Annotated in this window: 7 protein-coding genes; 5 read left to right on the top strand and 2 right to left on the bottom strand. The window is 36.2% G+C overall.

The window, feature by feature from the left end; translation table 11 throughout:
- The first annotated feature begins 64 nt into the window (after positions 1–64).
- Positions 65–484 carry a transcriptional regulator MntR gene (mntR, locus tag LIZ98_RS10125; protein WP_034770545.1) on the top strand — a complete coding sequence of 140 codons (420 nt, stop codon included), beginning with the start codon at positions 65–67 and terminating at the stop codon, positions 482–484.
- A gap of 136 nt (positions 485–620) precedes the next feature.
- Here mntR and LIZ98_RS10130 read toward each other — a convergent pair whose 3' ends face one another.
- Positions 621–845 carry a DUF3892 domain-containing protein gene (locus LIZ98_RS10130; protein WP_041845187.1) on the bottom strand — a complete coding sequence of 75 codons (225 nt, stop codon included), beginning with the start codon at positions 843–845 and terminating at the stop codon, positions 621–623.
- 261 nt (positions 846–1,106) lie between these two features.
- Between LIZ98_RS10130 and LIZ98_RS10135 the strand changes: the two genes are divergently transcribed.
- From LIZ98_RS10135 to LIZ98_RS10145, 3 genes are all read left to right on the top strand, one after another.
- Positions 1,107–2,792, top strand: coding sequence for a formate--tetrahydrofolate ligase (locus LIZ98_RS10135; RefSeq protein ID WP_227139577.1), 1,686 nt, complete (start codon positions 1,107–1,109; stop codon positions 2,790–2,792).
- A 144-nt stretch (positions 2,793–2,936) separates the two neighbouring features.
- Positions 2,937–3,452, top strand: coding sequence for a hypothetical protein (locus tag LIZ98_RS10140; protein ID WP_227139576.1), 516 nt, complete (start codon positions 2,937–2,939; stop codon positions 3,450–3,452).
- 77 nt (positions 3,453–3,529) lie between these two features.
- Positions 3,530–5,419 carry an ABC-F family ATP-binding cassette domain-containing protein gene (locus tag LIZ98_RS10145; RefSeq protein WP_227139575.1) on the top strand — a complete coding sequence of 630 codons (1,890 nt, stop codon included), beginning with the start codon at positions 3,530–3,532 and terminating at the stop codon, positions 5,417–5,419.
- A 237-nt stretch (positions 5,420–5,656) separates the two neighbouring features.
- Here the strand turns inward: LIZ98_RS10145 and LIZ98_RS10150 are convergent, their stop codons facing one another.
- Positions 5,657–6,403: a FixH family protein gene (locus LIZ98_RS10150; RefSeq protein ID WP_227139574.1), complete on the bottom strand. Its 747-nt coding sequence runs from the start codon at positions 6,401–6,403 to the stop codon at positions 5,657–5,659.
- 136 nt (positions 6,404–6,539) lie between these two features.
- Here LIZ98_RS10150 and LIZ98_RS10155 point away from each other — a divergent pair.
- On the top strand, positions 6,540–7,719 hold a 1,180-nt coding region (locus LIZ98_RS10155; RefSeq protein ID WP_227140257.1), incomplete at its 3' end, for an IS1634 family transposase.

The following is a 7,719-nucleotide window of genomic DNA, read 5'->3' on the forward strand; positions in this document are numbered from 1 at the left end:
GTTAATACCATGGAATTATAGTAAAATATATATTATATGTAGACGATTTTGTGGAGGAAATAAAATGCCGACACCAAGCATGGAAGACTATATTGAACAAATATATTTATTGATTGAAAATAAAGGGTATGCAAGGGTTTCCGATATTGCCGAAGCACTTTCCGTTCATCCCTCATCCGTGACGAAAATGGTTCAAAAACTTGATCGAAATGAGTATTTAATTTATGAAAAATACCGCGGCCTGATTTTAACACCGAAAGGAAAAAAGACAGGTAAGCGGTTAGTATATCGTCATGAATTACTTGAACAATTTTTGAAAATGATCGGTGTTGCAGAGGAAAATATTTATCATGATGTTGAAGGGATTGAGCACCATCTCAGCTGGAATGCAATTGACCGCATTGGAGACTTAGTCCAGTATTTTGAAGAAAATCCGGAACGTTTGGAAGAATTAAACCGAATGCAGAACAAAATGGAGGATTGACATAATTTTTAATCGTCCTCCACTTTATTCATAAGTTATTTGTTTAAAATAAATATACCATTCAAAAAACTTTAAAGTTCAACAGTTTAAGAACATTGTGGTGAGGCAAAATGAATTAATTATACAATTTTCCTGTTTAGAATATCGGTGGGTAATTGACAAAAGATTCGTCATCCGGATGATTTGAATTAATGATAAGTGGTTTGTCATCATCATGAGCTTCCACGATTTCCACTCCGGTAATGCGACCTTCGATAATTTCGTCCATTGCTTTTTGATAAGAAATCACTCTTCCGGTGGATGTTTGAAGACTAATAATTTCACCTTTATAGTTTCGATCCACAGCGACAATTTCTTCCATATTCTCACCTCTTTCTTACTTTCTCCAATTATTAGGAAGAAAATTCAAGCAATGATGAAAAAACGATGTTCCTTGTCAGAAAATGTCATGTTAAAATAGGCTTATCGTATTTTTTGTAAGTCTGTTATGTTAAGTCCATGAGGAAAATAACCGGAAGAAGGAATTCCCGCATGCGTCCAATTATTTACCTAACAATTAGCGAGATAGTGATTTTCCCAATGGTTGAAGATATACTTTAATGACAGATTGAGGAGGAAAAACATGTCAAACCTTGTAACGGATATTGAAATTGCACAACAAGCAAAGATGAAACTAATCCGGGAAATTGCCGCAGAGATCGGATTGGCAGAAAACGAAATTGAATGTTACGGACCATATAAAGCAAAATTATCAAATGAAGCGATTCGTCGTTTACACAATCGTTCAAATGGAAAATTAATCTTAGTGACATCGATTAATCCGACTCCTGCCGGTGAAGGGAAATCAACGGTAACCATTGGTCTCGGTGATGCAATAAAGCAATTAGGGAAAAAAGCAATCATTGCTTTAAGGGAACCATCACTCGGACCGGTAATGGGATTAAAAGGAGGTGCTTGCGGCGGCGGTTGGTCGCAAGTTGTCCCAATGGAAGATATCAATCTCCATTTTACCGGAGACTTGCATGCAATTACCTCTGCCAACAATGCGCTCGCCTCTTTTATCGATAATCATATTCATCAAGGGAATGAGCTTGGAATTGATCCGAGAAAAATCATTTGGAAACGGGCCATTGATTTAAATGACCGGGTCTTAAGAGATATCGTTATCGGACTGGGCGGAGAAAAAAATGGCGTTCCCCGTGAAGATCATTTTGAAATAACGGCGGCATCGGAAATGATGGCCATTTTTTGCCTGGCAAAAGATTTCCGTGATTTAAAAGAAAGAATTGCTCGAACCGTTGTCGCTTTTACTGTGCATAATGAACCGGTAACCGTTCAGGATCTGGGTGTTGAGGGAGCTTTGACCTTGTTATTAAAAGATGCTTTTAAGCCGAACCTTGTACAAACACTTGAACATACGCCGGCAATTATTCATGGCGGACCTTTTGCCAATATTGCTCACGGATGTAATAGTCTGATTGCAACAAAAACCGCCTTAAAACTTGCTGATTATGTCATAACGGAAGCCGGCTTTGGAGCAGATTTAGGTGCCGAGAAATTTCTTGATATTAAATGCCGGATTGGAGAATTAAATCCAAGTGCAGTCGTTATCGTTGCGACAATCCGGGCGTTAAAAATGCACGGCGGTGTTCCCTTAAAAGAGTTGCATAAAGAAAATTCGGAAGCTTTGATTCAAGGTTTTGCCAATTTGAAAAAACATGTGGAAACGATGGAACAATTTGGACTTCCATATATTGTCGCACTTAATCGGTTTACCGGCGATCATAGTAGTGAGATAGCGACTTTTGACAAGTTATGTCGAGAACAAAATATTCCTTATGCTTTAACCGAAGTTTGGGAGAAAGGCGGCCGGGGAGGAACCGAACTTGCCGACAAGATGATGTCATTACTTTCAGAAAATAACAACAACCAAACATTTGCCCCATTGTATGAAGTAACAGATTCAATAGAACAGAAATTAACAACGATTGCTACGAAAGTATATGGTGCCGACGGGATAAAATTATCAGCAAAAGCGAAAAAACAAGTACAAGCCATTGAAGATGCCGGTTGGGCAAATGTACCTGTTTGTATCGCAAAGACTCAATATTCATTATCAGATGATCGGACAAAGATCGGTAGACCTGATAACTTTATGATTTCCATTCGCGAATTAAAGCCTTCCGTTGGTGCCGGTTTTATCGTTGCTTATGCAGGCGATATGTTAACCATGCCGGGTTTACCAAAACGCCCTGCAGCGATGGGAATGGATCTTGATGAAAGCGGAAAAGTCACCGGCCTATTTTAATATATTGGAAGGGAAAATTTCTTTGTTTTTGTTTGCAAGAGATAATAAAAATCAAAAAATTCATGGTCTTCGGTGAACAGAACTTTTTTCGCCTCAAAGTCCTCCTTAATCGGTGAAATAATTTTTTGAAAAAAGGATGATAGCATGTTTGATCCGACCGCATATGAAAATATCAAAGTTATTCTTGAAGGGCTTGTCTATGATTATGATCTTTCAGGCCAAATCAAAGTCATTGAAAGAAATGATCTCGTTAATTTAGCTGATTTGTCACGGAATTTTAACATGTCGTTTATCCATAAACGTGACCGGAAACAACTATTAACAATGACCGTAGAGTTGAAAGCAGACTTCAAACAATTAGCTTCGGAATGGGCTGCAGTAGCAGAGGAACCGGGGGCAAATTTTTCGATTCAATATTCCTTATCGAATTCATTAAATGAAATATTAGACAAGCGAATTTTAAAATTTTTTAAACAACGGCCCGCTTTAGATTTCTATTTTGAAGCATACAAACAAATCTATTTAGACCAAAGAACCGTTCAAGTTTACAAATTTAATAAAATCCATCCGATTACCGAAAAGACGCTTGATGAGGTAGGATCGATAATCGAACAAACGATCATGGCCGGAAAATCGATCTATCAGATGTTACAGCACTAGGCAATGAAACAAAATCATATGGCGAACTTGTATTCAAAGGATGGTTACAGTAATTTTTATGAGTGGAATGGTGAAACATGCGTATTTTGACTGCAAATCAATTAGGAAAAACAATCGGTGAAAAGCAAATCTTTAGAGATATTTCGTTTTCCATTGGTGAAAAGGAACGAATTGGTTTAATCGGTGTGAACGGAACAGGTAAATCAACCCTCCTTAAAATAATCGCCGGCATAGATGATTTGGATCAAGGTGAATTTACAAAACCGAATGATTATTCCATTTCTATCTTGCTTCAGGATCCGATTTTAAATAATGAACTGACCGTTTTGGAACAAATTTTAGCTCGTGATACGAAAATCAATCAAACCGTTCGGGCATACGAAACGGTAATAACACAGTTGAATAATGATCCTGATAATGAAAAACTATTGAACCGATTATTCGACTTGCAAAAGAAAATGGATGAGCTTGGCGGATGGGATGTCAGCTCTCGGGCAAAAACGATGCTTACAAAGCTTGGACTGACCGATTTTAATGAAAAAATCAGGAATCTTTCCGGGGGACAAAAAAAGCGAGTTGCTTTAGCTGAGGTTTTGATGGACCAAGCCGATCTTCTTTTACTGGATGAACCGACAAACCACCTTGATTACGAGATGATCGAATGGCTTCAAGATGAATTAGCAAAGCATCCGGCTTCGATCCTGTTTGTTACCCATGATCGGTATTTTCTTGATGCCGTTTCTAATCGTATTTTTGAACTTTATCAAGGCTCTTTATATGTATATAAGGGCAATTATGCAAACTATCTTGAGGCAAAAGCAGTTCGCCAGGAGGAATCTGTGCGCCAACAAGAAAAGGCGGAGAATTTATATCGGAAGGAACTTACTTGGATCAGGCGTGGTGCACAAGCCCGATCGACAAAACAAAAAGCACGGATTCAGCGATTTGAAAAACTGGAAGAAGATATACGTAAAAAGGGAGATATGCAAAATATCGATATTGCTTTTAGCGGTACAAGACTGGGCAAAGATGTTATTGAAATAAAAGAAGCATATAAAACATTCGGCCAGAAAACGATATTAGCAGGATTTGATATGTTGGTAAAACCGGGAGACCGTATCGGCATTGTCGGACAAAACGGAAGCGGAAAATCAACTTTATTAAATATAATTGCCGGAAAAGAGCCGCTGGAACAAGGAACAATAACAATCGGTCAGACGGTTAAACTTGCCTATTATACTCAAGAATCAGTTGATATGGATGCCAATCGCCGGATGATTGAATATATTCGTGAAACGGGCGATGTTATTCATACGAAAGAAGGTCAAACAATATCCGCCGCACAAATGTTGGAACGGTTTTTATTTCCGATGCATACCCACGGGACGGTCATTCGCAAGTTGTCCGGTGGTGAACGGAGACGATTGTATTTATTAAAGTTGTTAATGGAAGAACCAAATGTACTTCTGTTGGATGAGCCGACAAATGATCTTGACACGGAAACGTTAACGGTTCTGGAACAATTTTTGGAAGATTTTTCAGGTGTGGTCATTACTGTCTCTCATGACCGGTATTTTCTCGATAAAGTTTGTGATGAGCTGTTAATTTTTCAAGGTAATGGAGTAATTGATAAATACATTGGCAGTTACACCGAATACTTACAAATGATTGCCGGTCAGCAGGAAAAAAATGTTAAAAAACCGGTCTCACCCAAAAAGCAAAATCCGCAAGAAAATCAACCGATAAAAAAGAAATTGACGTTTGCAGAGAAAAAAGAATGGGAAGAAATTGATGGAAAAATTGCTGCAGCAGAAGAAAAGTTGGCACAAATTAAAAAGGAGATGGAAAGTTCCGGCAGCGATTTTTCTTTGTTGCAAGAGCTGATGATAGAAGAAGAGAAGTGGAACAATGAACTCGAATATTTAATCGAACGATGGGCCTATTTAGCTGAACGTGCGGAAGGATAGAAAACGACCGGGTTCTTTGCATAATTTGTAGGGAGCCGGTCGTAAGTCAAAGATTATTTTTCAACTAGCCATCAATGGGGGGCAAAAAGAAAAACAACGTTTTTTCTCTAGAATCTTTTTTAGAGATCTATAAATTCCATTAACAATCTTAATATCCAAACTCAAACAAAAATAGCCCATCAAACAATCTTCTAATAAAAGTTACGGGGGATGGGCAATTTTTGTTTAAAACTTCCATTATGGCACATCAATCTTTTGTATTATTAGTTCTGTCTCGCTCCCATTTTCAACTTGAATATATACAGTATAGGTTCCTTTTTCTATGCTAGTATCACTTTCCCCTACATATTCTCCTTCCTCCTTTTCATTCACTTTTATTGACATTAAGTGTTTATTATTATCACTTGACCAAATTTCAAAATGAACATTTGTGTTGCTAAAAGGACTACCATCTTTAGTAACATGAGCAATTAATTTTAGTCTCTTGCTGTTATTATTATATTCTTTCATTAAGTGAACATTGATACCATCTTCTGGATGAAAATGAGCATGTGACTCCTCTGATTGTTCGTTGCCACTATTACTTTCTAAAGAAAACTTCTTGGTTTCTTCGTAAAATTGGTTCCCAGACTTAACTGTATATTGCAAATAATAGACAGTATTGGATTTGAATTTTTTTTTCAAATAATAGTTACCTTTATCATCTTTTTTTGCTTTATATGTTTTTTTTATCTTTTTTGATCCTTGTTTCCAAATCTTATATGTAACCTTATCAACATCTTTATCTGCTAATATTTTATTACCTTGCTTTACCTTTAAATTAATTGTAACAAGTTCGTTGGCTTTTGGATTACTAGGTATTGTTGAGAGTTCAACAGTTAAGGGCTGTTTCACTTCTTTATTACTCGATGTTTGTTCATTGCATCCTGTTAATAATAAAACCATGGATAGTAATGATAAAAATGATAAAAATAATCCTCTCATTTTCCCGACTTTGACAGTAAAACGATAAAAAAGTGGCTAAGAACCTATTGAAACTAAGGTTTTTAGCCACTTTTTATATTTTTGTATTGTATATATGTATGTATATATGATATAATATAATTAAGGGGTGAACCATATGCAACTGCAAATTTTTAAAAATAGAGGAAAAGATTATGTTCGTATTGTAGAATCTTATCGAGATCTAAAAACAAAAAAACCGAAATTACGAGTCATCGAATCTTTCGGTAGTAAAGAAAAACTGTTAGCTAAAAATCCAAACGCAATTCAAGAACTTCAAGAAAAAGTTCAAAAAATGAATGCCGAAAAAAATGAGTCAAATGCATTGATTCTATCCCAGCGAGTACAACATTTTATTGAATCTGAAATTTCACGTTCATCGGGCAATGGAGCTCCTGTTCAGAATTATGGATTTGAAGTTTATCGTTACCTGTGGGATGAATTGAAACTGGACTATTTCTTTCAATACCGTCAAAAACGAGATACGGAAATTGAATTTCAGACACATATTCCTATTTCATTGATGACTTTTTCAAGATTATTATTTCCCAGTTCAAAATTAAGTACCTTTGAAGGAAAAGACCGTTTTGCCCATGAATTTCCTTGTGAACTTAAGCATTTGTATCGTTCACTTTCATTCCTTGCCTCTCAAAAAAATCGATTAGAAGAACATCTTCATAAACAAATTGCGAAGAAACTGAATCGGAATTTGGCCGTTGCTTTCTATGATGTGACTACATATTATTTTGAGTCTGTGTCTGTAGACACTTTAAAAAAATTTGGGTTCTCAAAAGATAATAAAGTGAACCAAGTTCAAGTTGTGATGGGGCTGTTAATTGATGAACACGGGATCCCTGTTAGCTATGAGCTTTTTCCTGGTAACACAAATGATTTTAAAACATTGGAACCAACACTAATGCGATTAAAAGAACAGTATGGAATCACAAAGTTAATTATTGTCGCTGATCGTGGCTTAAATTCTAAAAAGAATTTATTATTATTGAAATCACTTGGTTTTGAATACATCATGGCGTATAAAATCCGATCAGGATCAAAAAAAGCGAAAGAAATGGTTCTGGATGAATCAGGATATACTTACACTTCCCCTGAATTCAAATGGAAGAAAATTGACTTTCAATCTTCTTTCCGTACAGACGGAAAAACTCATAAAATCAACGATCATTTGTTAATTACTTGGTCATTGAAGAGACAACAAAAGGACCAAAAAGATCGGGAAAGAATTGTAGAAAAATCAAAGAGATTGGTTGAATCAAAATCACAAATGAAGGCAGAAATGA

This window comes from Caldibacillus sp. 210928-DFI.2.18, from assembly GCF_020554505.1.
Classification (GTDB): Bacteria; Bacillota; Bacilli; order Bacillales; family Caldibacillaceae; genus Caldifermentibacillus; species Caldifermentibacillus hisashii.